Origin of the sequence: Streptomyces sp. NPDC096205, from assembly GCF_044763135.1 — a bacterium.
GTDB lineage: Bacteria > Actinomycetota > Actinomycetes > Streptomycetales > Streptomycetaceae > Streptomyces.
Genome location: NZ_JBIWFS010000001.1, coordinates 1,056,237 through 1,077,587, shown reverse-complemented (window position 1 = coordinate 1,077,587; position 21,351 = coordinate 1,056,237). Strand labels below are relative to the sequence as shown.

Below are 21,351 nucleotides of genomic sequence, written 5' to 3'. Positions count from 1 at the left end.
CGAAAGCTGACGCGCGCCGAAGCTGACGCGCGCCGAAGCTGACAGCGCGGGAAAGCCGACAGTGGGCGAAAGCCGACAGCGGGCGAAAGCCGACAGCGCGCCGAAAAAGATTGCACGAGACGTCTCGTCTCGCCTACGCTCGGGATCATGACGACGCAGCCCGCACATATCGCCATGTTCTCCATCGCCGCCCACGGCCATGTGAACCCCAGCCTCGAGGTGATCCGCGAGCTCGTCGCCCGCGGTCACCGGGTCACGTACGCGATCCCGCCGATCTTCGCGGAGAAGGTCGCGGCGACCGGCGCCGAGGTCAAGCCGTGGAACTCCACCCTGCCCACCCCCGACGACGACCCGTCCGCGTGGGGGACCACGCTGCTGGACAACGTCGAGCCGTTCCTGAACGACGCCATCCAGGCGCTGCCCCAGCTCATCGAGGCCTACGACGGCGACGAACCCGACCTCGTGATCCACGACATCACCTCCTACCCGGCCCGGGTCCTCGCCCACCGCTGGGGCGTCCCCGCGATCTCTCTGTCCCCGAACCTCGTCGCCTGGAAGGGCTACGAGCGGGAGGTCGCCGAGCCGATGTGGGAGGAGCCGAAGAAGACCGAGCGGGGCCGCGCCTACTACGCCCGTTTCGAGAACTGGCTGAAGGACAACGGCATCGATCTGCACCCCGACCCGTTCATGGGCCGCCCCGACCGCTCCCTGGTGCTGATCCCGAAGGCGCTGCAGCCGCACGCCGACCGGGTCGACGAGACGGTGTACTCGTTCGTCGGCGCCTGCCAGGGCGACCGTTCGAACGACGGGGACTGGCAGCGGCCGGCCGGCGCCGAGAAGGTCGTCCTGGTCTCGCTCGGCTCGTCCTTCACCAAGCAGCCCGCCTTCTACCGCGAGTGCGTCAAGGCCTTCGCCGGCCTGTCCGGCTGGCATGTGGTGCTCCAGATCGGCAGGAGCGTCGACCCGTCGGAGCTGGGGGAGATCCCCGACAACGTGGAAGTGCACTCCTGGGTCCCGCAGTTGGCGATCCTGAAGCAGGCCGACCTGTTCGTCACCCACGCGGGGGCCGGCGGCAGCCAGGAGGGCCTGGCCACCGCCACGCCGATGATCGCCGTCCCCCAGGCGGTCGACCAGTTCGGCAACGCCGACATGCTCCAGGGCCTCGGCGTCGCCCGGCACCTGCCGACGGAGGAGGCCACCGCCGAAGCCCTGCGCACCACCGCCCTCGCCCTGATCGACGACCCGGAGGTGGCCCGCCGACTGGCGGAGATCCGGGCCGAGATGGCGGACGAGGGCGGCACCCGGCGGGCCGCCGACCTCATCGAGGCCGAGCTGCCCGGGCGCTGAACGGGCCTGCAGACAAGCAGGCGCTGAACGGGCCTGCAGACAGGCAGGTGCTGAACGGGCCTGCAGATAGGCAGGTGCTGAACGGGCCTACAGATAAGCGGGGTTGAGAATCCGCGCCTTGTAGACCACCGGGCCGCTGCCCACCTCCAGGGCGCGGGCTCCGGCCCGGTTGAAGTGGACCCACTTGGTGCCGAAGGCGCTGCCGCCGTCGTCGGCACCGGTCCACATCTCCTCGCCGGAGGCGTGCCGCACGAAGGACTTCACCTTGTGGCGGCCGTAGAGCTTGGTGACCTTCTTGCTGGCCTTGTCGTAGCTGTACACGCCGCCTGTGTCGGTGAACAGCAGGCGGCCGGCGCTGGTGTAGTCGGGCTGGAGGTCGTGTCCCCGGGTCACCTTGACCCTGCGCTCCGGGTCGGCGACCAGCTTGGCGGAACTCGCCGTGGTCACGATGCGGTACGCCTGGAGCACGCTGCCGCCGATGATCCACATGCGCTCCAGCTGCGGGTCCCACAGCAGGCCGTGCGCCTGGTGGAAGTCGAACTGCTGGGCCTTGACCAGGGAGCGACTGTACTGGTCGGTGGGCCGGTAGACGTAGATCTTCCCGCCCGTGGTGGCGCCCCCGTCGCCGCCCGGCGCGGGACCCCTGCTGCGGCCCGCGACCACCACGACACCGGTGCCGCGCGCCCGCTCCACGGAGTGCAGATAGGTGCCGAGCGAGGCCGACCACAGCAGCTTGTTGTCGCTGCGGCGGCGGATGCTCGCCACCCCGCTGTCCCGCGAGCCGGTCGCGATCAGCAGGATGCGGCCGTCCCCGGCGGTGTCGCGGATCCGGTGCTCCATCGGGTGCCCGCCGGAAGGCTTGAACGACCACTTCACATTGGCCCGGGTGAAGCGTTTGTTCCGGTCGAACTGGTAGATCGTGCCCGAGGTGACGTCCCCGAGCAGGACGTCGAACGGTGCGGGCGCCGCTTCGGCGGTTCCTGCGGTCAGCAGTCCTGCGGCCGGTGCCGCGACCGCTCCGGCGAGCGCGCCGCGCAGCAGTGTGCGGCGGTTCATGGTGACGTCCATGGGCCGTCCTCCCCCGAGTTGACGGACGTTCAGCTGTTCGGTCGGCGAGGAGGACGCGCCGAAGGGCCCGCCGGTTCCCGAAGGAACCGACGGGCCCTGGTTGGTGCGGGGTTCAGACCCGGACGGGCTCGCCCCCGCTCACCTCCTGCTTCTCGAAGGCCTCGGGAGCCTCGTCGTGCGTGAGGTCGGGCATCCGGTTCAGCCACTTGGGCAGGTACCAGTTGCGCTCACCGAGCAGCGCCATCACCGCGGGCAGCAGCACACCGCGGATGACCGTCGCGTCGATGAGGACCGCGGCCGCCAGGCCCACGCCCATCTGCTTCATCGACTGCATGGACAGCGTGCCGAAGATCGCGAACACGGCGACCATGATGACCGCTGCGCTGGTGACGACACCCGCGGTGGTCACCACACCGTGCTGGATCGCGTCCTTGGTCGAACGGCCGCGCATCCGGGCCTCGCGGATCCGGGAGACCACGAACACGTGGTAGTCCATCGACAGGCCGAACAGGATCACGAACAGGAACAGCGGCAGCCAGATGACGATCGCGCCGACGCCCTCCGTGCCCACCAGCGAAGCACCCCAGCCGTGCTGGAAGACGGCGACGAGGATGCCGTAGGCGGCCCCCACCGACAGCAGGTTGAGCACGATCGAGGTGATCGCGATCGTCAGCGAGCGGAAGGAGAGCAGCATCAGCAGGAAGGCGAACACCACCACGAAGACGAAGACCGGCACGACCGAGCCGACCAACTGGTCGCTGAAGTCGGCGGAACCGGCGACCTGACCGGTGATCGGCGCCTCCACGCCGTCGACCTTGCCCAGCGTCGCGGGCCGCACCTCGTCGCGCAGCTTGTCCAGGCTCTCGGTCGCCTTGTCCATGTCGGAGCCGCCCACCAGCGGTACGTAGACGAAGGCGATGTTCTGCCCGTCGTGCAGCTCGATCTCGACCGGGCCCTGGGAGGCACCCGAACTGATCGCCTGCTCACGGAAGTCGGCGAGCGCGGACTTCACCTCGGGAGCGTTGATGTCGTCGGCCCTGACCACGACCTCGGCCGGGTCGCTGCCGCCGGGGAAGGCATCGTTGAGGCGGTTGTACGTCTGGACGATGGGCAGCGAGTCGCCGAACTCCTGGTCCAGGGTGAGCTGCTGGGTCTTCATGCCGACCGCGGGCGCGGCGACGGCCAGCAGCGCGCCGGTGGCCACCAGCACCGAGAGGACCGGCTTGGCCAGGACGCCCTTGAGGACGGCGCCCCAGAAGCGGCTCTCGCTGCTGCCGCTGGTGCGACGGCGGCGCAGGAACGGCAGGCGGCCCTTCTCCACACGCTCGCCGAGCAGCGACAGCAGCGCGGGCAGCACGGTGACCGAGCCGACCATCGCGACCGCCACGGCCATCAGCGAGGCCAGACCCATCGCCTCGAACTCGGCGAGGCCGGTGAACAGCATGCCGGCCATCGCCACGCAGACGGTGACACCGGAGACCACGATGGCCCGGCCACTGGTGGCGGCGGCGATCCGCAGCGCGGTCTGCGCGTCCCGGCCCGCGGCCCGCTCCTCGCGCTCGCGGCGCAGATAGAACAGGCAGTAGTCGACACCGACCGCCATACCGACCAGCAGCATGACGGAGCTGGCGCTGTCACCCATCGGCACGACATGGCTGGCGATGCCCATCAGGCCCATCGTCGCCATGATCGCGGTCATCGCCAGCACCACCGGCAGCAGCGCGGCGACCAGGGCACCGAAGGCGATGAGCAGGATGCCGAGGGCCACCGGCACGGCGGAGTACTCGGCCTTCTTGAAGTCGTCGCCGAACGCGTCGTCGAACGTCTTCATCATGCTCGCGCCGCCGATCTCCTCGATCCGCAGCGACTCGTTGTCCCGCTGGACCTTCTCGACGGCGTTCATCACCGGCTCGACGCGCTCACCGGCGGTGTCGGACTCCCCGCGCATGTCGAACTGCACCAGCGCGCTGCGGCCGTCCCGGGAGATCGTCTCCGTGTCGTAGGGCGACTTCACGTCGGTGACCCGGCCGGTGGCCTCGACGGCCTTCATCACCGCGTCGACGGCGGCACGGAACTCGGCGTCGGTGGCCTTGACCGAGGGGTCCTTCGACTGGATCAGGACCGTCTCACCGGCCGGCTCGTCGATCCCGGCGTCCTCGACGATCTTCGCGGCGGTGTGCGTCTCGCCCTTGAGCTGGTCGCTGTCCTTGACCATGACCATGCCTGCCGCCGAGCCGAGCCCCATCGCCAGGACGACGAACAGGACCCATATCCCTACGGCTGCCCATCGATGGCGGGCGCTCCAGCCGCCGGCCCGCGCGGCCAGGCCACGCACCCTTCTGTGTCCGTTCGCCATGACGGGCTTGCCCCCTTGTGAGCGGTGGCAGCCCCCTGCCGCCACCTTTCGATTCGAAGGTATGGGCTGGATAAGGACTTCTCGTCGTGCTGCCCGGTGAAGTAGGGCACCGGTGGATCATCCGCTCGGATACCTGTTCCCTCCCCTTCGAGGAGGAGAGTGCCCCCTACATCTGTTCGACCTTCTCGGGGAAGGTGATCAGGGTGCAGACATCCGGTTTGTGATTACGAAACCTTGTTGAACAAGTCACAGAAGCGTGTAGGTGTTGATCCACGACCGGCCATCGGCCAGAGTTTCGCGAGGCCGCCGTGCCCGCCCCCACGGGGCACGGCGGCCGCCTTAGGGTGTGTCCATGGCGATGTATGCGGCACTGCTGCGCGGGATCAACGTGGGCGGCAGCAGAAAAGTCCCCATGGCGGAACTGCGCACACTCATGGAGGGCCTCGGGTACGACGGGGTGCGCACCTACCTCCAGAGCGGTCAGGCCGTCTTCGCCGCCGACCACGGCGACGAGGATTCGCTCGCCGCCGAACTGGCCGGCGCGATCGAGAAGCAGTTCGGGTTCGCCGTCGACGTGCTGGTGCGCGACCACGCCTATCTGACGGCCGTCGCCGACGCCTGTCCCTTCCCGGCCGCCGACCTGGAGCCCAAGCAGCTCCACGTCACCTACTTCTCCGCGCCCGTCACCGAGGACCGCTTCGCCGAACTCGACCGGGACGCCTACCTCCCCGAGGAGTTCCGCCTCGGCGACCGCTGCCTCTACCTCTACGCCCCCGACGGCCTCGGCCGCTCCAAGCTGGCCGGCGACCTCGCCCGCCCCCGCCTGAACAAGGGCGTGATCGGGACCAGCCGCAACTGGAACACCGTACTGAAACTCGTGGAGTTGACCGCCGAAGCGTGACAGGCTCGGGCCATGCGCTATGTGATCATCGGAGCGGGAGCGGTCGGCGGCACCATCGGCGGGCGGCTGGCCCAGGCCGGGCACGAGGTCGTCCTCGTCGCACGCGGCGCACACCACGAGGCCCTGCGCGAGCACGGCCTGCGGCTCATGACCCCGGACGGGGACCGCACCCACCGGCTGCCGGCCGTCGACGGCCCCGACGCGCTCGGCGAACTGCGGGCCGACGACGTGCTGGTGCTCGCCGTCAAGACACAGGACAGCGCCGCCGCGCTCGCCGCGTGGGCGCCGCGCCCGGTCGCGGGCGGCGGCACCGCCGCCGAGCGGCTGCCGCTGCTGTGCGCCCAGAACGGCGTCGAGAGCCAGCGCCTCGCCCTGCGCCTGTTCCGCCGCGTGTACGGCGTCTGCGTCTGGCTGCCCTGCACCTACGTCGAGCCCGGTGTCGTCTCCGCCGGGGGCACGCCCCTCACCGGCATCCTCCACCTGGGCCGCTTCCCGCACGGCACCGACGACACCGCGCGGCGGATCGCCGCCGACCTGGAGCGCTCGCACTTCGAGGTGCCCGTCGTGCCGGATGTGACGCGCTGGCAGTACGCCAAGCTCCTCGGCAACCTCGGCAACGCCCTGGAGGCCGTCACCGGGCCTGTCGCGAGCGACGAGGCCGTGGCGCTGTACGACAGGGTGCGCGCCGAGGCCGTGGCCGTGCTGGAGGCCGCGGGGATCGCCTGCGCGAGCGCCGAGGAACAGCGGGCCGTACGCGGGGACAAGGTCACCCTCGTCCCGCTGGAGGGCGCCCCGCGCGGCGGTGGCTCCTCCTGGCAGTCCCTCGCCCGCGGCACCGGCACCATCGAGGCCGACTACCTCAACGGCGAGATCGCGCTCCTGGGCCGCCTGCACGGTGTGCCGACCCCGCTCAACGAACTGCTCCAGCACCTGGCCGACACCTTCGCACGCGAGCGGCGGCAGCCGGGCTCCCTGCCGGTGGCCGAACTGGTCCGGCTCGCGGACAAGGCGGAGGCCGAAGTGGACCAGGGAAAGTGAGCCGAATTGGACCGTGATCCTGGACCAATGGGCCCCTAGGGTCGACACCATGAGTAACGGATCACCCACCCGTGTCGACTTCTGGTTCGACCCCGCCTGCCCCTTCGCCTGGATCACCTCCCGCTGGCTCCTGGAGGTCGAGCGCGAGCGCCCGCTCGACCTGCGGTTCCACGCCATGAGCCTCTACCTGCACAACACCGGCAACGAACTGCCCGACTGGTACCGCGAGTTGGTCGACAAGTCGATCGGCCCGGTGCGGGTCTCCGTCGCGGCGGCCGAGCGGCACGGCGAGAAGGTGCTGCGCGATCTGTACACCGCGTTCGGCACCCGCATCCACGAGCGCAAGATCAAGGACTTCGACGCCGTCGTCGCCGAAGGACTCGCCGAACTCGGCCTCGACGCCGACCTGGCGGCCGCCGCGCACGACCCGGCCTACGACGACGCCGTGCGCCGCAGCCATGAGGCGGGCGTGGAGCCGGAGACCGGCGGCTATGTCGGCACGCCCACCCTGCACGTCGACGGCACGGTGTGGTTCGGCCCCGTGCTGCGGGCCATCCCGCGCGGCGAGCGGGCCGCGCGGCTCTTCGACAGCTTCCGCGTGCTGGCGAACGAGCCCGACTTCTTCGAGCTGAAGCGCACCCGCACCGGCGGCCTCTCCTTCGACTGAGGGCTGAGTGCTGAGTGCTGAGCGGTGAGCTCTGAACGCGGATCGCTGACCTCTGAGCCCTACGCGGGCTCGCCCCGCCAGGTGTCCTTCGACGCCCAGCGCACCGCCGGGGCCACCGCCAGTCCCGCGACGGCGAACAGCACGCCCAGCACCGCCCAGCCTGCGGTGCCGTGCTGGATCGCCGTCACCGTGACCAGGGCCGGGCCGGCCATCATCCCGGCGGACATGCCGGCCCCGAACACGCCCTGGTAGACGCCGTGGGCGCGGGAGTCGGCCAGCTCGTAGCCCAGGGTCCAGCCGCCCGCCGCCATCAGCACCTCGGAGAACACCTGCACCACCGCGCCCACCGTCAGCGCCAGCACCGCCCACACCGGCGACAGCCCTGCCGACAGCGCGTACACCGCACAGGCCACCGCCAGCAGCAGGCCCGCCCAGCCCATCGCCCGTACGGCGGAGGGCACTTGGGAGGCCGTGCGGGCCACCCGCACCTGGAGCAGCGCCACCAGCACACAGTTGACGATCATCAGCAGGGCCGCCGTCCAGCGGGGCGCGTCCGTCCGCTCCACGATCCACAGCGGAAGCCCGACCTCGGACAGCGTGTACTGCATGACCAGCACGGCGTTGAGCACCGTCACCGTCAGGTACGGCAGGTCGCGCACCGCACGCCAGCGGTCGGCGACGGGCGCGTCCTCGGTCAACCGCTCCCGCTCCAGGGCGTGCGGGGCCAGCGGCAGCCCGCGCAGCAGCACGGCAGGCGCCGCGAACGACAGACAGTTCAACAGAATGACCGTCACATACGCGGCCCGCGTGTCGATTTGAAGGGCCACAGCGCCGAGCGCGCCACCCACACCCATGCCCACATTGGTGATCATCCGCAGATAGGCGCGTGCCTCCACCCGTGTCGCCGCCGGCAGTACGTCCGCGTACACCGCGCCCAGCACCGAGCGGCTCGCCATCTGCAACGCCGTCGCCACGATCACGGCCGCCAGGAACGCCGCGTACGAGTTCACCAGCGTGTACATGGCCGTGGCCACCCCGGTCCCGCCCCACAGCAGCGAGCCGACCTGCCGCGCACCCCACCGGTCGGCGGCCCGGCCCGCGGGGATACCCGCCGCCACCCCGAACAGCCCGGCGACGGTCAGGCCCACGCCGACCGCGGTGGCGTCCAGACCGACGATCCTGGTGAAGTACAGGACGCCCAGCGGGAAGTAGAGGCCGTTGCCGAGGGAGTTGAAGGCCGTCAGCACGGTGGCGCGGCGCAGGGCGGGGTTCGTGGGGAGCAGGCCGCCCGCGCGGGTGACCTGCTCCGATGTGGGTGTCGTGGTCATGCTGACAGCCAACCCGGCGGCACTCGCCCACCGGCATTGATTTAGCGTGGCACTCAATGATCGAGTTCCGCTTCGCCGTCGGCGACCTCGCCACCACCTCCTTCGCGTACTCCCCGCTCCAGGAGGCGGTGTTCTCGCTGCGCTGTCTGCGCGACCCGGCGCGCTATCCGCACCACCGGCCCTGGCTGCGGCGCATCCGCCCACGGCTGGACGGACTCGACCGGGAACTGCTGAGCGCGCTGGTCGCGCCGTGGCTGTGGGTGCCGGACTTTCTGTCGCCGCGGCCGGAGCGGGCCCGGCCGTCCTTCGCCGAGCAGCTGGAGCAGGTGCGGGCCACACCGGAGGCGATCGTCGTCGCCGACTTTCGCGCCACCTACCGTACCCAGGCGCTGCCGCCCGTAGTCGCCCGCGGCCTTGCCGAGCCGTCCCGTTTCCTCGTCCGGGTCACGGACGCGATCGAGGCGTACTGGCACGCCTGTCTGGTCGCCGACTGGTGGCCCCGGGTGCAGAGCATCCTGGAGGCCGATCTCGCCTACCGGGGGCGGGTGCTCGCCGAGCAGGGCGCGGGCGCGCTGTTCCCCGCGCTGGACCACCGGCTCAGCTGGACCGGCAGCCATCTGCGGCTGTCCACGCGGGACTTCAACGTCCCCGCGCCCTGGACCGATGTGGCCATCGACGGGCGGGGGATGGTGCTGCTGCCGACGATGTTCGCCCGGGGGGCCCAGCCGTTGATCGACCCGTCGCGGCCGCCGGTGCTCATGTATCCCGCTCGGGGGCGGGCGACTCTGTCGGAGGAGCCGCCCCCGGTCACGGGTGATGCGCTGGTTCGGCTGCTCGGTCGGCCTCGGGCCCGGCTGCTCATGCTGTTGAGTGAACCGGCGTCCACGACCGAGCTGGCGCATCGGCTGGGGGTTACGCCGTCGGCGGTGAGTCAGCACCTGACAGTGCTCTACGACGCGGGGTTGCTCAACCGGACCCGCAGCGGGCGGATCGTGCGGTATGCGCGGACGCGGCTGGGGGACGAGTTGTGCCGTTAGGCGGTGCGCCTGAGGAGGTGCCGCGCTGTGTCGTCTTGCGGCTGCTGCGCCGTCGTGGCCGTTCGCGCAGTTCCCCGAGCCCCCAAAGAAACTACCTCGTCGTAGCGCTCCATCAAGAGCTCAGCGACCTCTGGTGCTTCTCCGAGCACCTCTGCCAGAACGTCTGCCTCCTGTGCGCCCCTCGCGATGCGGTCCGGGAGGAAGCCCGGGGCCAGGACGTACGGGGCGACGGCCACCTTCTCGCAGCCGAGGGCGCGGAGTTCGCGGACTGCGTCCTCCGTGCGGGGGAGGGATGCGGAGGCGAACGCGGGTCGCACGGCGCACCAACCGGTGTGCCGCCACTCCCGCGCGATTGCTGCGATCACCGCGATCGCCTCCGGGTCGGTGGAGCCCGCCGAGGCCAGGACGACCCCGGTGCGGGACTTGTCGGCGGGGCTCAGGCCCGCCTCGTACAGCCGGCGTTCCAGGGCGGACAGCAGCAGCGGCGACGGGCCGAGCACGTCCGCCTGGTGGATGCGCAGTCCGCGGGGGGCGTCCCGCAGGACGGCCGGGATGTCGGCCTTCGCGTGGAAGGCGCGGGTCAGCAGCAGAGGGAGGGCGACCACGTCACGGACGCCCTCCGCCGCCAGGGACTCCAGCACGCCCTGCACCGAGGGGATGTTGAAGTCCAGGAAACCGGTCTCCACGCGCAGCCCCGGCCGCAGCGACCGTACGCGCTCCACTAGGGCGTGCACAGTCGCGGCGTGCCGCGGGTCGCGGCTGCCGTGGGCGATCACGAGGAGAACCGACATGGTGGACTCAGCCCTTCACCAGCAGGCCGCGGCTGCGCAGTACCGCCCGCTCCAGCGGACTGAAGATGAGCAGGTCGATCGCGATGCCGACGATGAGGATCAGCAGGATCGCCAGGAACACCATCGGCATGGAGCTGGCGTTGCGGCCGTTCTCCAGCAGCTGGCCGAGGCCCACCCCGAGGTCCGGCGAGGAGGCGATGATCTCCGCGGCCATCAGCGAGCGCCAGGAGAACGCCCAGCCCTGCTTCAGACCGGCCAGATAGCCCGGGAGGGCGGCGGGCATGACGACGTACCGGGCGCCCTTGAGGCCGGTCGCGCCCATGGTGCGGCCGGCCCGCAGGAACAGCGGCGGCACCTGGTCGATGCCGGACACCAGGCCGTTGGCGATGGACGGGACCGCCCCGAGCAGGATCACCGCGTACATCATCGAGTTGTTCAGGCCCAGCCACAGCACCGCGGGCGGCACCCACGCCACCGACGGCAGCGACTGCAGCCCGGACAGGATCGGGCCGATCGCGGCGCGCACGAACTTCACCCGGGCCACCAGCATGCCGAGCGGCGTGCCGATCGCGAGCGCCAGCAGGAAGCCCAGCAGACCGCGCGAGACACTGGTCCAGATGTAGTCGAGCAGGGTGCCCTGGAGCCAGGCGCTCTCGACCTCCGCCCACACCTCGCCGGGCGAGGGCAGCTTGGTCGGGTCGTCGACGATGCCCAGGGAGATCAGCGCCTGCCAGATCACCAGCACCAGCGCGACCGCCACCATCGGCGGCAGGATCTTGTCGAGGAAGGTGCGGCGGAAGGGCGTACGGCCCGACGCCTGGGACTCCAGGGCGTCAAGGCCGGCCTCCAGGCCGCCCAGCGCGGCGCCGGGCCGGGCGTCGTCCTTGACGGAGGCGTCCGTCGTCTCAGTGCTTGCCATGACGGCGGATCTCCCCACGCAGTACTTCGGTGATCTCCAGGGACAGTTCGGCCACCGGGGCGTCCTCGATGCGCCGCGGCTGCGGGATGTCCACCCGCCACTCGCGGGCGATCCGGCCCGGCCGCGAGGACAGCAGCACGACCCGCTCGGCCAGCCGTACCGCCTCGCGCACGTTGTGCGTCACGAACAGCACGGACAGGCCGGTCTCGGCCCAGATCCGGGTCAGTTCGTCGTGCAGCACGTCCCGGGTGATGGCGTCGAGCGCGGCGAACGGCTCGTCCATCAGCAGCAGCCGGCTGTCCTGGGCGAGTGCGCGGGCCAGCGCGACCCGCTGGCGCATACCGCCGGACAGTTCGTGCACCCGCTTGCCGTACGCCCCGGTGAGGCGCACGAGTTCGAGCAGCTCCTCGGCCCGCTCGCGCCGCTCGTTCTTGGGAACTCCCCTGAGCTTCAGGGCGAGTTCGATGTTCTTGCCCGCGGTCAGCCACGGGAACAGGGCGTGCTCCTGGAACATCAGAGCCGGACGCCCGTCGGTGCTGATCTGCCCGGCGGACGGGGCGTCGAGCCCCGCCACCAGGTTCAGCAGTGTGGACTTGCCGCAGCCCGAGGCCCCCAGGAGGGTGACGAACTCGCCCGGCGCGACATCGAGGCTGATGTCGTCGAGGACGAGCTGCTGCCCTGCGGGTCCGGCGAAGGACTTCGACACGTGCTCGATTCGCGCGGCGTGCTCGACCGACTCGGCGGTCTCGGCCTGTGCGATCGCTGTGGCCATGGTCGTCACCTCCTGGGAACTGTGGGTCTACGGGCTTACTTCGCGCCGAGTCCGGCGTCGTCGACGGCGCTCTCGCCCGCGGCCGCGAGCACCTTGTTCAGGAGCGTGAGGTCGTAGATGCCGTCCAGCTGCGGGTCCTCCAGCAGACCGGCCTTCACCGCGTGCCGCGCCTCGGCGTCGAGGGTCGCCGCCAGCGGGTCGTTGGTGAACTGGATGGACTTCCACGCCGGGTCCAGCACCTCGGGCTTGAGCTCCTTGCCGGAGTCGATGCCCAGCTGGGTGTTGGCCGCCTTCTTGGCCTCGTCGGGGTTGGCGTCGATCCACTTGTTGGTGTCGACCGACGCCTGCAGCACCGCCTCGACGGCCTTCGGGTGCTCCTTGAGGAACTTCTGCGACACGATGATGTTCGTGATCACGAACTTCTTGTCCGGCCACAGGTCCGCCTCGTCCAGCAGCACCTTCGCGCCCTCGGCGACCAGCTTGGACGCGGTCGGCTCCGGCACCCACGCGCCGTCGATGGAGCCCGACTTGTAGGCGTCCGGGGTGACCTTGTTGTCCGTGCGGACCACGGACACATCGCCCTTGCCGCTCTGCGGGTCGACCTTCCAGCCCTGCTCCGCGATCCAGTTGAGCAGCGCCACGTCCTGGGTGTTGCCCAGCTGCGGGGTCGCGATCCGCTTGCCCTCGACGTCCTTCACCGACTTGATCTTGTCCGGGTTCACCACGAGCTTCACACCGCCGGACGCGCTGCCGCCGATGATCCGCAGGTTGGTGCCCTTGGACTTGGTGTAGCCGTTGATCGCCGGGGACGGGCCGATCCAGCCGATGTCGATCGAGCCGGAGTTCAGCGCCTCGATCTCGGACGGGCCGGCGTTGAAGACCTGGTACTTGGCCTTCGTGGCGCCTAGCGCCTTCTGGAAGAAGCCCTTCTGCACGCCGACCAGCGCGGTGCCATGGGTCAGGTTGCCGAAGTAGCCGATCTTGACGGAGTCGAGGCCGTCGATCTTCTCGGCGCCGGCGGCGACCTTCTGCTGGGCGGGGGTCTCCTTGGCCTCGGAGCCGTAGCCGCAGGCGGCGAGGGAGAGCAGGGGGAGCGCGGCGACCACCGCGAAGGTACGACGGAGAGCGGAATTGGCAGGCACGGGAGGTGTTCCTCTCGTTGGCCCGGCGGTCACGGTTTCTTCAGGCCGTGGCCGGGAGATCGGCAGGTCTTCGTCTGGCGTGGGGGGTGCGGGCGCGCATGCGGTGCGCGTACGTCAGCGCACACATCGCGCAACCCCGCCCTGCCCGCTGCCGACGGCGCCGCTGCCGATGCGGCCGCCCTCCTTGGCGAACGTCGAGTAGTAGTCGGTGGAGTTCATGCTCAGAAGTCCCACCCGTCGTCCTCGGCGCGGTCCTTGACCGGCTCCGGAGCGGCGAACGACTCGCCGACCATGCCCGCGGTGAGCGTGGTGCCGTCGGCCGGGTCGATCAGGATGAACGAACCGGTGCGGCGCGAGTCGGCGTAGGAGTCGACGGGCAGCGGCTCCGCGGTGCGGATCTTCACGCGGCCGATGTCGTTGGCGACGAGCTGTCCGGGGTGCGGGTGCAGGGACAGGTCGTCGAGGGTGAGCCGGGACGGGATGTCCTTGACGATCGCCTTGACCGTGCGGGTGCCGTGCTTGATCAGCACCCGGTGCCCGACGGTCAGCGGCTGGTCGGCGACATGGCAGACGGTCGCCTCCACGTCCTGGGTGGTCGGGGGCGCGTCCTTGCTGGGCACGATCAGGTCGCCGCGCGAGATGTCGATGTCGTCCTCCAGCAGGACGGTCACCGACTGCGTGGTCCAGGCGACGTCGACCGGCTTGCCCAGCAGGTCGATGGCGGAGATCTTCGTGGCCCGGCCGGACGGCAGCACGGTCACGCTCTCGCCGACGCGGAAGGAGCCGGCGGCGATCTGGCCCGCGTAGCCGCGGTAGTCGGGATGCTCGGCGGTCTGCGGCCGGATCACGTACTGCACGGGCAGCCGGGCGTGGCAGTGGCTCAGGTCGTGGGTGACCGGGACCGTCTCCAGGTGCTCCAGCACCGTCGGGCCGCCGTACCAGTCCATGTGGGCGGAGGGCTCCACCACGTTGTCGCCCTCGAGGGCCGAGATCGGGATCGCGGTGACCTCGGGGACGCCCAGCTCGGTGGCGTACGCCGTGAACTCCTCGGCGATCGCCGCGAAGACGGCCTCCTGGTAGCCCACCAGGTCCATCTTGTTGACGGCGAGCACGACGTGCGGCACCCGCAGCAGCGCGGCCAGGGCGGCGTGCCGACGGGTCTGCTCGACGACGCCGTTGCGGGCGTCGATCAGGATCACCGTCAGCTCGGCCGTGGAGGCGCCGGTGACCATGTTCCGCGTGTACTGCACATGCCCGGGGGTGTCGGCCAGGATGAACCGGCGCCGCGGGGTGGCGAAGTAGCGGTAGGCCACGTCGATGGTGATGCCCTGCTCCCGCTCGGCCCGCAGGCCGTCGGTGAGCAGCGCCAGGTCGGGGGCCTCCTGGCCGCGGCTCGCGGAGACGCGCTCCACGGCCTCCAGCTGGTCGGCGAGGACCGACTTGGAGTCGTGCAGCAGCCGGCCCACCAGGGTGGACTTGCCGTCGTCGACGGAGCCCGCGGTGGCGAAACGCAGAAGGGTCGTCTCGGAGAGTTCCGTGGTCGTGCTCATGCTTAGAAGTACCCCTCGCGCTTGCGGTCTTCCATCGCGGCCTCGGAGAGCTTGTCGTCGGCGCGGGTCGCGCCGCGCTCGGTGAGCCGGGAGGCGGCGATCTCGGTGATCACCTTCTCGATCGTGTCGGCGTCGGAGTCGACGGCGCCCGTGCAGGACATGTCGCCGACGGTCCGGTAGCGGACGAGCCGCTGCTCGACGGTCTCGCCGTCCTTCGGGCCGCCCCACTCGCCGGCCGTCAGCCACATGCCGCCGCGCAGGAACACGTCCCGGTGGTGGGCGAAGTAGATCTCCGGCAGCTCGATGCCCTCGCGGGCGATGTACTGCCACACGTCCAGCTCGGTCCAGTTGGACAGCGGGAAGACGCGGACGTGCTCGCCTGCGGCGTGCCGGCCGTTGTACAGGTTCCACAGCTCGGGCCGCTGGCGGCGCGGGTCCCACTGCGAGAACTCGTCCCGCAGCGAGAACACCCGCTCCTTGGCCCGCGCCTTCTCCTCGTCACGCCGGCCGCCGCCGAAGACCGCGTCGAACTTCTCCGACTGGATCTTCTCCGTCAGCGGCAGCGTCTGCAGCGGGTTGCGCGTGCCGTCCGGGCGCTCCTTGAGGACGCCGCGGTCGATGTAGTCCTGCACCGAAGCCACGTGGAGGCGCAGGTTGTGCTTCTCCACCGTGCGGTCGCGGTACTCGATGACCTCGGGGAAGTTGTGCCCGGTGTCCACGTGCAGCAGCGAGAACGGCACCGGCGCCGGCGTGAACGCCTTCAGCGCCAGGTGCAGCATGACGATCGAGTCCTTGCCGCCGGAGAAAAGGATCACCGGCTTCTCGAACTCGCCCGCCACCTCGCGGAAGATGTGGACGGCCTCGGACTCCAGCGCGTCCAGGTGGGAGAGCGCGTACGGGGTGTCGGTGTCCTCGTGGACGGAGGAGGCGACGGTCGTCATGCCAGGCCCCTTTCGGTGAGCAGCGCGTGGACCGACGCCGCGGACTCCTGCACGGTCTGGTTCTGGGACTCGATCCGCAGATCGGGCGACTCGGGCTCCTCGTAGGGGTCGTCGACCCCCGTGAGGCCGGTCAGCTCGCCCGCGGCCTGCTTGGCGTACAGACCCTTCACATCGCGGACCGAGCACACCTCCACCGGGGTCGCCACGTGCACCTCGACGTACGCCGTGGAGTTCGCCTCGTGCCGCTTGCGCACGGCGTCACGGCTGTCGGCGTACGGCGCGATGACCGGGACGAGCACCAGCACGCCGTTACGGGCGAGCAGTTCGGCGACGAAACCGATGCGCTGCACATTGGTGTGCCGGTCCTCGCGGCTGAAGCCGAGGCCCGCCGAGATGAACTCGCGGATCTCGTCGCCGTCGAGCACCTCGACGCGGTGGCCCTCCTCGCGCAGCCGGCCGGCCAGCTCGTACGCGATGGTGGTCTTGCCGGCGCTCGGCAGACCCGTGAGCCAGACGGTGGCTCCGGTCGTCACGTGGTTCTCCTCGGTGATGGTCATGCGTGCAGCCCGCACTCGGTCTTGCCGCGGCCCGCCCAGCGGCCGGCGCGCGCGTCCTCGCCCTCCAGCACCCGGCGGGTGCAGGGGGCGCAGCCGATGGAGGTGTAGCCGTCCATCAGCAGCGGGTTGGTCAGGACGCCGTGCTCGGTGACATAGGCGTCCACGTCGTCCTGGGTCCAGCGGGCGATCGGCGAGATCTTGACCTTCTGGCGCTTCTCGTCCCAGCCGACGACCGGGGTGTTCGCCCGGGTCGGGGACTCGTCGCGGCGCAGCCCGGTCGCCCACGCCTGGTAGTCCGTCAGGCCCTGCTCCAGCGGCTGCACCTTGCGCAGCTTGCAGCACAGGTCGGGGTCGCGCTCGTACAGCCGGGGGCCGTACTCGGCGTCCTGCTCGGCGACCGTCTGGCGCGGGGTGAGGGTGATGACGTTGACGTCCATCACGGCCTCGACCGCGTCACGGGTGCCGATGGTCTCCTCGAAGTGGTAGCCGGTGTCCAGGAACACGACGTCCACGCCGGGCATGGCCCGCGAGGCGAGGTGGGCGACCACCGCGTCCTCCATCGAGGACGTCACGCAGAACCGCTTGCCGAAGGTGTCCACCGCCCACTGGAGGATCTCCAGCGCGGAGGCGTCCTCCAGGTCGCGGCCGGCCTGCTCGGCGAGCGCCTTCAGTTCGTCGGCCGTACGCACTTCCTGAGCCGTCGTCATATCCGGTCCCCTCCAGATGAGTTGGGCTGAAGTCCCTGGGCCAGGAGCCCGAGGAACTTCAACTGGAATGCGCGGTTGCATGCCGCGCATTCCCAGGCGCCGTGGCTGCCTTCGGCGTTCGGCCGAAGATCCTCGTCACCGCAGTAGGGGCAGTAGAAGGGGGCGGCGCGCTCGCTCACGACAGGGCCTCCTCGGAGGCACGCCCGACCCAGGTGGCGAACCGCTCGCCGTCCTCGCGCTCGGCCTGGAACCGCTTGAGCACCCGCTCGATGTAGTCCGGCAGTTCCTCGGAGGTGACCTTCAGACCACGGACCTTGCGGCCGAAACCGGCCTCCAGGCCCAGGGCGCCGCCCAGGTGCACCTGGTAGCCCTCGACCTGCTCGCCCTCGTCGTTCAGGACCAGCTGGCCCTTGAGACCGATGTCCGCGACCTGGATACGGGCGCAGGCGTTCGGGCAGCCGTTGAGGTTGATGGTGATCGGCTCGTCGAAGTCCGGGATGCGGCGCTCCAGCTCGTCGATCAGCGAGGCGCCGCGCGCCTTGGTCTCGACGATGGCGAGCTTGCAGTACTCGATGCCGGTGCAGGCCATGGTGCCGCGCCGGAAGGAAGAGGGCCGGGCGGTCAGGTCGAGCGCCTCCAGGGCCTCGACCAGCGGCTCGACCTGGGCCTCCTCGACGTCCAGGACGATCATCTTCTGCTCGACGGTGGTCCGGACCCGGCCCGAGCCGTGGGCCTCGGCCACGTCGGCGATCTTCGTGAGCGTGGCACCGTCGACGCGGCCGACGCGCGGGGCGAAACCGACGTAGAAACGGCCGTCCTTCTGCCGGTGCACGCCGATGTGGTCGCGCCAGCGCTCCGTGGGCTCGGCGGGCGCGGGACCGTCGACCAGCGCGCGCTCGAGGTACTCGTTCTCCAGCACCTCGCGGAACTTCTGCGGGCCCCAGTCCGCGACGAGGAACTTCAGGCGGGCGCGGTTGCGCAGGCGCCGGTAGCCGTAGTCACGGAAGATGCCGATCACACCGGCCCAGACGTCCGGGACCTCCTCCAGCGGCACCCAGGCGCCGAGCCGCACGCCGATCTTCGGGTTGGTGGACAGGCCGCCGCCGACCCACAGGTCGAAGCCGGGGCCGTGCTCGGGGTGCTCGACGCCGACGAACGCGACGTCGTTGATCTCGTGGACCACGTCGAGCAGCGGGGAGCCGGAGATCGCCGTCTTGAACTTGCGGGGCAGGTTGGAGAACTCCTTGCTGCCGATGTACCGGTCGTGGATCTCGTCGATCGCCCAGGTGCCGTCGACGATCTCGTCCTCGGCGATACCGGCGACCGGCGAGCCGATGACGACACGCGGGCAGTCGCCGCAGGCCTCGGTCGTGGACAGCCCGACCGCCTCCAGGCGGTTCCAGATCTCCGGGACGTCCTCGATGCGGATCCAGTGCAGCTGGATGTTCTGCCGGTCGGTGATGTCCGCGCTGCCGCGCGCGAACTCCTGCGAGATCTCGCCGATCACCCGCAGCTGCTGGGTGGTGAGCCGGCCGCCGTCCACCCGGACGCGCAGCATGAAGAACTTGTCGTCCAGCTCCTCCGGCTCCAGGATCGCGGTCTTGCCGCCGTCGATCCCGGGCTTGCGCTGCGTGTACAGGCCCCACCAGCGCATCCGGCCGCGCAGGTCGTTGGGGTCGATCGAGTCGAAGCCGCGCTTGGAGTAGATCGTCTCAATGCGTGTCCGCACATTGAGACCGTCGTCGTCCTTCTTGAACTGCTCGTTGCCGTTGAGCGGGGTGAAGTGTCCCGCGGCCCACTGACCCTCGCCACGGTGACGGCTCACCTTGCGGCGGGGAGTCGCGGCGGCAGGGTTCTGCGGGTTGGCGGCCATGGTTGTTACGTCCTTCGGGACCGGGGAATGCGGCTCTGACCTGCGCTTACGAGCGCATGCGGGCATACCTGCGCATCGTCGCGCAAGGGAGACTGGGGGGAACTGGATGCGGCGGTGCCGGCGGTGTCAGCTCGCCGGACAGATGGCGCTGGACATGCGGCCGAGGTCGACGTGCCGCCGACTCACCAAGGCAATTCCAGTTCCAGACATGACGGAAGCGTGTCACGGCGATCTGGACAGAGTCCAGCTTCGTCCGACATGTGGACACCCTTGTCCCGGAATGTGGGACAAGGGTGTCGTCGGTCACAACATCGGCGCAGGGGCTTGTCGGCGCAGGTCAGGCAGGGTATGCGCCGGGCCAGGGACCCGGGGCCGGGCGGACCTGCTCCTCCTCGACCTTGGTGTCGAACAGCTTGAAGCCCCGCCGCTGGTAGTTGTCCATCGCGAACTCGCCGTCCTTGCTGCACGTGTGCAGCCACACCCGCTTGGTCGGCGTCCGGTCCGGCCAGCGGTCGGCGAGGTCCCAGGCGCGGGCGGTGCCGTACGACAGCAGATGGCCACCGAGGCGCCGGCCGCGGAAGGCCGGGATCAGCCCGAAGTACTCGATCTCCACGACCCCGTCGTCCTGCGGGCTCAGCTCCACGTACCCGGCGGGCGTGCCCTGCTCGTAGGCCACCCAGGTCTCCACCCCGGGGCGCTCCAGGTGCTCCTGCCACTGTGCGTACGTCCAGCCGAGCCGGTCGGTCCACAGGATGTCCCCGCCGACGGACGCGTACAGGAAGCGGCTGAACTCGGGGGAGGGCACCTCGGCGCGCACGATCCGCACGTCGCCCTCCGGCGCGGCGGCCGGGAGGAGGTCGGTGGGCGCGGTCTGCTCCAGGGACCAGGTGGTCACGGCGATGTTGGTCATGCCCGCCAGGGAATCATCTGGTCCGGATATCTGTCGATCGCGTCCGGAGTGCGGTCGTCGGCCGACGCCGCTGGGCGTGCCCTCAGCCCAGCGCCCCGTCGATCGCGCCCAGCTCCACCGCGAACAGCATGCGCCCCGACTGGGTCCAGACCTCGCCGGTCGCGGGGGAGTAGGACAGGGAGGGTGTCGAGCGGCTCCAGCAGCGGGAGGAGTCGTCGGTGCCGCAGCGGACGACCTGGGCGCCGTCGGTGTCCTGGCGCCACAGCGCGCCCGGCCCGTCGCCGTCGCCGCCGCTGAGGTACCAGTGCGAGCCGTACGACAGGACGCCCCGCACCCCGGGCGCCTTCGTGCGGAACGCCTCCGTGGGGGTCGCCCGCCCCGCGGCGTCCGTGGCGAGCAGCCCGGGTCGCAGGGGGTCCGTACTGAAGGAGTAGCGCCACAGCCGCGTGCCGCCCTCGCCCCGGCCGGACGTCCGCTCGGTGGCGACCAGGCTGTCGGGCGCGGTGCCGCGGTCCAGCGCCAGGGTGCCGAGGCGGGGGCCGTCGGTGGTGAGACGGTAGGCGCCGACCGCGGGCAGGACGTACCGCGGCCCGTGCGCACGGGCGCTCGCGCCGACGCGCAGCACCCGCCGGACGTCGTAGACGTAGAGGCCGTCGTCGGCGGTGACCAGCAGCTTGTCCTGGTACCAGACCATCCCGGACAGGTCCGAGTCGAGCGACCGGTAGCCGTGCCCGCCGTCGGCCGGGACGACGAGCAGGGCCGAGGTGACGCCGGGCCGGCCGCGGGCACCGGCGTCGACGAAGGCGACCCGGGCGAGCCGGTGCGCTCCCGCATCCGCCGTACGACCGGAGGCCGCACCACCAGAGACCTCACCGCCGGACCAGCCGGACACGATCACCCGGTGGGCACCCCAGCGGCCGTCGTCGTCCGCGTCGGCCGACGTCGTCACGGCGCCCGCCCGCCAGCCCCGGGTGCCGGCCGCGCCCCAGCAGTGGGCGCGGGTCGCGGCCGGGGCGACGGGGAGTGCGGCGCGGTCGGCGGGGGAGCAGGCGGCGGCCGGGCGCAGGGTGTCGTCGGGGTCGGCGAGGAGGGCGCCGAGGGTGACGGGACCGCCCAGGGACGCCGTGAGCCGGTCCAGGGCGCGGGCCGGGACGGCGTCCTCGGTCAGCACCGGGCCCGCGACGGTGAGGGGCTGCAGGGGACCCGGGTCCTCGTCGACCGTGGCCTGGGAGGCACTGATCATGGTCGCGGCGGCGGTCAGCGCGAGCGCGGTTCCGGTCAGGAACGCGCGCAGCGCCCTGCCCCGCCTGCGCCTGCGGTGTCTGCCGCGCTGCTTCATGACTTCCCTCTTCCGGCTCGCCCGGGCCGGGTCAACTGCGCCTGCTGATCCGTACGTTGATCAAGGAGCTGTTGGGGCGGCCCGTAGGGATGCTACGGCAGCCGGGTG

At 70.8% G+C, this 21,351-nt stretch carries 20 protein-coding genes and 1 pseudogene; 5 read left to right on the top strand and 16 right to left on the bottom strand.

The window, feature by feature from the left end; translation table 11 throughout:
- Positions 1–38: 38 nt before the first annotated feature.
- Positions 39–1,347 (top strand): annotated as a pseudogene (gene mgt, locus ACIQ6Y_RS04830) (macrolide-inactivating glycosyltransferase).
- An 87-nt stretch (positions 1,348–1,434) separates the two neighbouring features.
- Here the strand turns inward: mgt and ACIQ6Y_RS04825 are convergent.
- The gene (locus tag ACIQ6Y_RS04825; protein ID WP_404032934.1) at positions 1,435–2,415 is read right to left on the bottom strand and encodes a hypothetical protein; all 981 of its coding nucleotides are present in this window, start codon (positions 2,413–2,415) and stop codon (positions 1,435–1,437) included.
- Between the two features lie 112 nt (positions 2,416–2,527).
- A complete protein-coding gene (locus tag ACIQ6Y_RS04820; protein WP_404032931.1) occupies positions 2,528–4,771 on the bottom strand; it encodes an MMPL family transporter in 2,244 nt (747 codons plus the stop codon).
- 352 nt (positions 4,772–5,123) lie between these two features.
- Here ACIQ6Y_RS04820 and ACIQ6Y_RS04815 point away from each other — a divergent pair, with 352 nt between their 5' ends.
- Genes ACIQ6Y_RS04815 through ACIQ6Y_RS04805 form a run of 3 tightly spaced genes read left to right on the top strand, consistent with a single transcriptional unit; the run spans position 5,124 to position 7,377 of the window.
- The gene (locus tag ACIQ6Y_RS04815; RefSeq protein ID WP_404032928.1) at positions 5,124–5,672 is read left to right on the top strand and encodes a DUF1697 domain-containing protein; all 549 of its coding nucleotides are present in this window, start codon (positions 5,124–5,126) and stop codon (positions 5,670–5,672) included.
- 12 nt (positions 5,673–5,684) lie between these two features.
- Positions 5,685–6,710, top strand: a complete 1,026-nt coding sequence (locus ACIQ6Y_RS04810; protein WP_404032925.1) for a ketopantoate reductase family protein — start codon at positions 5,685–5,687, stop codon at positions 6,708–6,710.
- A gap of 49 nt (positions 6,711–6,759) precedes the next feature.
- Positions 6,760–7,377, top strand: coding sequence for a DsbA family protein (locus tag ACIQ6Y_RS04805; RefSeq protein WP_404032923.1), 618 nt, complete (start codon positions 6,760–6,762; stop codon positions 7,375–7,377).
- Between the two features lie 59 nt (positions 7,378–7,436).
- Here ACIQ6Y_RS04805 and ACIQ6Y_RS04800 read toward each other — a convergent pair whose 3' ends face one another.
- On the bottom strand, positions 7,437–8,705 hold the full coding sequence (locus ACIQ6Y_RS04800) for an MFS transporter (protein WP_404032920.1): 1,269 nt from the start codon (positions 8,703–8,705) through the stop codon (positions 7,437–7,439).
- A 56-nt stretch (positions 8,706–8,761) separates the two neighbouring features.
- Between ACIQ6Y_RS04800 and ACIQ6Y_RS04795 the strand changes: the two genes are divergently transcribed.
- Positions 8,762–9,742 (top strand): ArsR family transcriptional regulator, encoded by a 981-nt coding sequence (locus ACIQ6Y_RS04795; RefSeq protein WP_404032917.1) that lies wholly within the window; start codon positions 8,762–8,764, stop codon positions 9,740–9,742.
- Here the strand turns inward: ACIQ6Y_RS04795 and ACIQ6Y_RS04790 are convergent.
- The 13 genes from ACIQ6Y_RS04790 to ACIQ6Y_RS04730 all read right to left on the bottom strand — a co-directional run bounded on the left by ACIQ6Y_RS04790 (position 9,739) and on the right by ACIQ6Y_RS04730 (position 21,243).
- Positions 9,739–10,533 carry a sirohydrochlorin chelatase gene (locus tag ACIQ6Y_RS04790; RefSeq protein ID WP_404032915.1) on the bottom strand — a complete coding sequence of 265 codons (795 nt, stop codon included), beginning with the start codon at positions 10,531–10,533 and terminating at the stop codon, positions 9,739–9,741. The two genes, ACIQ6Y_RS04795 and ACIQ6Y_RS04790, sit on opposite strands and share 4 nt — an antisense overlap.
- A gap of 7 nt (positions 10,534–10,540) precedes the next feature.
- Entirely contained in the window at positions 10,541–11,452 is a 912-nt protein-coding gene (locus ACIQ6Y_RS04785) for an ABC transporter permease (RefSeq protein ID WP_404032912.1), read from the bottom strand.
- Positions 11,439–12,224 (bottom strand): ABC transporter ATP-binding protein, encoded by a 786-nt coding sequence (locus ACIQ6Y_RS04780; RefSeq protein ID WP_404032909.1) that lies wholly within the window; start codon positions 12,222–12,224, stop codon positions 11,439–11,441. The genes ACIQ6Y_RS04785 and ACIQ6Y_RS04780 overlap by 14 nt, the downstream gene beginning before the upstream one ends.
- 35 nt (positions 12,225–12,259) lie before the next feature.
- Entirely contained in the window at positions 12,260–13,366 is a 1,107-nt protein-coding gene (locus ACIQ6Y_RS04775; protein WP_404032906.1) for an aliphatic sulfonate ABC transporter substrate-binding protein, read from the bottom strand.
- Positions 13,367–13,587: 221 nt separating this feature from the next.
- On the bottom strand, positions 13,588–14,916 hold the full coding sequence (locus tag ACIQ6Y_RS04770; RefSeq protein ID WP_404032903.1) for a sulfate adenylyltransferase subunit 1: 1,329 nt from the start codon (positions 14,914–14,916) through the stop codon (positions 13,588–13,590).
- 2 nt (positions 14,917–14,918) lie between these two features.
- Positions 14,919–15,857, bottom strand: a complete 939-nt coding sequence (gene cysD, locus ACIQ6Y_RS04765; RefSeq protein ID WP_404032901.1) for a sulfate adenylyltransferase subunit CysD — start codon at positions 15,855–15,857, stop codon at positions 14,919–14,921.
- Positions 15,854–16,390, bottom strand: a complete 537-nt coding sequence (gene cysC / locus ACIQ6Y_RS04760; RefSeq protein WP_404033703.1) for an adenylyl-sulfate kinase — start codon at positions 16,388–16,390, stop codon at positions 15,854–15,856. Before cysC ends, cysD begins: the two co-directional genes overlap by 4 nt.
- A 20-nt stretch (positions 16,391–16,410) precedes the next feature.
- Positions 16,411–17,121 (bottom strand): phosphoadenylyl-sulfate reductase, encoded by a 711-nt coding sequence (locus ACIQ6Y_RS04755; RefSeq protein WP_404032898.1) that lies wholly within the window; start codon positions 17,119–17,121, stop codon positions 16,411–16,413.
- On the bottom strand, positions 17,118–17,300 hold the full coding sequence (locus ACIQ6Y_RS04750; protein ID WP_404032896.1) for a hypothetical protein: 183 nt from the start codon (positions 17,298–17,300) through the stop codon (positions 17,118–17,120). The genes ACIQ6Y_RS04755 and ACIQ6Y_RS04750 overlap by 4 nt, the downstream gene beginning before the upstream one ends.
- Positions 17,297–18,994, bottom strand: a complete 1,698-nt coding sequence (locus ACIQ6Y_RS04745; RefSeq protein ID WP_404032893.1) for a nitrite/sulfite reductase — start codon at positions 18,992–18,994, stop codon at positions 17,297–17,299. Before ACIQ6Y_RS04745 ends, ACIQ6Y_RS04750 begins: the two co-directional genes overlap by 4 nt.
- A gap of 126 nt (positions 18,995–19,120) precedes the next feature.
- Positions 19,121–19,204 carry a putative leader peptide gene (locus ACIQ6Y_RS04740; protein ID WP_309486338.1) on the bottom strand — a complete coding sequence of 28 codons (84 nt, stop codon included), beginning with the start codon at positions 19,202–19,204 and terminating at the stop codon, positions 19,121–19,123.
- A 127-nt stretch (positions 19,205–19,331) separates the two neighbouring features.
- On the bottom strand, positions 19,332–19,904 hold the full coding sequence (locus tag ACIQ6Y_RS04735) for a GNAT family N-acetyltransferase (protein ID WP_404032891.1): 573 nt from the start codon (positions 19,902–19,904) through the stop codon (positions 19,332–19,334).
- An 82-nt stretch (positions 19,905–19,986) separates the two neighbouring features.
- Positions 19,987–21,243: a hypothetical protein gene (locus ACIQ6Y_RS04730; protein WP_404032888.1), complete on the bottom strand. Its 1,257-nt coding sequence runs from the start codon at positions 21,241–21,243 to the stop codon at positions 19,987–19,989.
- Positions 21,244–21,351: the final 108 nt, after the last annotated feature.